Source organism: Protofrankia sp. CiP1_Cm_nod2 (assembly GCF_920664355.1).
Taxonomy (GTDB): domain Bacteria; phylum Actinomycetota; class Actinomycetes; order Frankiales; family Frankiaceae; genus Protofrankia.
In genome coordinates this window covers 3,973-6,231 of the sequence record NZ_CAKKTL010000067.1, presented here as the reverse complement: position 1 = coordinate 6,231, position 2,259 = coordinate 3,973, and the positions used below count along the sequence as shown (strand labels likewise).

The 2,259-nt window shown below is 72.9% G+C and carries 1 pseudogene; it reads left to right on the top strand.

The window, feature by feature from the left end:
• Positions 1 to 271 precede the first annotated feature (271 nt).
• A pseudogene (locus tag NBW84_RS24220) lies at positions 272 to 2,144 on the top strand (ABC transporter ATP-binding protein).
• Positions 2,145 to 2,259: the final 115 nt, after the last annotated feature.

Sequence of the window (2,259 nt, the reverse complement as noted above, 5' to 3'; positions counted from 1 at the left end):
ACGCCCCGGCGCTGGCGCTGGCGCTGGCGCTGGGCTGACCATCCGGCACGACCGCATCGACCCGTCGACCAGGCACCGGCTGTGCCGGCCGCGTCCCGCGGCGGCCAGTGGCGAACACATCGACGGATCAGTACCTCGGATGCCTTCGGCATTACCCCAAATGGGAGTAAGCCAGGTGGCTTACGAATCAGGCGAGCCGTCCGATCACGGCCGATAGATGATCGGTTGTAGCCGTGGGACGACGACAAGCAACGGACCGGAGGACAGAAGGGTGCGTACTGGCGGGCCGTCAGGGCGGGACGTCCTCACCAGCTCGGTCATCGGCCAGCGACGCCAGATCGCCGTGGGCGCGGTGATGGTCGCGGGGCATCAGGTCGGTGAGGCCCTGGTCCCGGTCCTGATCGGGATCATCATCGACCGGGCCGTGTCGACCGGGGCCACCGGCGATCTCCTTCGCTGGCTCGCCGTCCTCGCGGTCACGTTCGCCGGCCTTTCGTTCTGCTACCGCTTCGGCGCGCGATTCGGGGAACGCGCCGCCGAACGCTCCGCGCACAACCTGCGCATCCAGCTCACCCGCCGTGTCCTGGACCCGCGGGCGGGCGCGGAAACCGGTCGCCTGTCCGGGGCGCTGGTGAGCATCGCCACGGGAGACGCCCAGCGGGTCGGCATCGTGAACGCGGCGCTGCCCGCGTCGATCGCGGCCGTCACCGGCCTGCTGGTCGGCGCGGTCGCGCTGCTCACGGTCTCCGTCCCGCTCGGCCTGCTGGTGCTGTTCGGCGCACCCTTCCTGCTGTGGGGGACGCACCTGCTCGGCCGGCCCCTGGAACGCCGCAGCGACACCGAGCAGGAACGCGCCGCGCACGCCTCGGGTGTCGCCGCCGACCTCGTCGCCGGGCTGCGGGTGCTCAAGGGCATCGGCGCCGAGCCGGCCGCCATCGCCCGCTACCGGCGCACCAGCCAGGACTCCCTGACCGCGACCCTGCGGGCGGCCAGCGCGAAGGCCTGGCACGACGGCGGCGTCCTCGCGCTGACCGGGATCTTCATCGCGGTGGTCGCGCTGGTCGCGGGCCGGCTCGCGGCCGAGGGCGACATCTCGGTCGGTGATCTGATCGCCGCGGTCGGGCTCGCCCAGTTCCTGCTCGGGCCGCTATCGATCTTCGCCTGGGTGAACGCGGAGTTCGCCCAGGGGCGGGCGTCCGCCGGCCGGGTCGCCTCGGTGCTGGCGGCGTCCCCGGCGGTCGGGGCCGGGACGAGGAGTCTTCCCGAGCCGGTGCGGGGCCAGGTCCGCTTCCAGGACGTGACCTACGGGCCGCTGCGGGGCCTGACGTTCACCGCCGCCCCCAGCGAGCTGCTGGGAGTCGTCGCCGGCCGATCCGGCGGCGGCCACCGCCGTCCTGCGCTGCCTGGGACGCGAAGCGGACCCGGACGGCGGCTCGGTCGAGCTCGACGGGGTGCCGCTGTCCGAGGTGTACCCGGCGGCGGTCCGGGCCGCGGTCCTGGTGGCCGCGCACGACGCGGAACTGTTCGAGGGAACCCTGATCGAGAACGTCGCGGCGCCCACGCCCGACGGTGAGCCGGCTGAAGATGGGCCCGCCGTGCGTCAGCCTGTCGGGCAACCTGTCGGGCAACCTGTTGGGCATGGCCTTACCGGGCATGGCCCCGGAAGCGGCCCGGCCACGGTCGTCGGCGGCGGCGCCAGGAGCCCGGTCGGCGTCGACGCTGGTGGCGCGGCGGAGGCCCGTACCGGGGGTGTGGTTGGACGGGCGCTGGCGGCGGCGGGTGCCGACGAGGTCGCGAGCACCCTCCCGGACGGTGTCGACGAAATACTCGCCGAACGTGGACGGTCACTGTCGGGTGGGCAGCGGCAACGTATCGCGCTTGCCCGCGCGCTCGCCGTCGACTCCCCCGTGCTGGCCGTGCACAACCCCACCACGGCGGTGGACGCGGTCACCGAGGCACGGATCGCGGCCGGTATACGCGACATCCGCCGCGGCCGGACCACCATTCTGATCACGACGAGCCCGGCCCTGCTCGCGGTGACCGACCGGGTGGTGGTCATCGACGGGGGCACGGTGACCGCCGAGGGCACCCATGGCGAACTCGTCCACGGCCACGCGGACTACCGAGCGACCGTGCTCACTTGACGGCCACCGTCCACCCGATGAGCACCGTCTACCCGACGAGTGCTGTCCCCACAGTGGTCACCGTCCCCATGGCGATCACTGTCTCTACGGTGAGCAGCTTCCATGTTGCGAACAG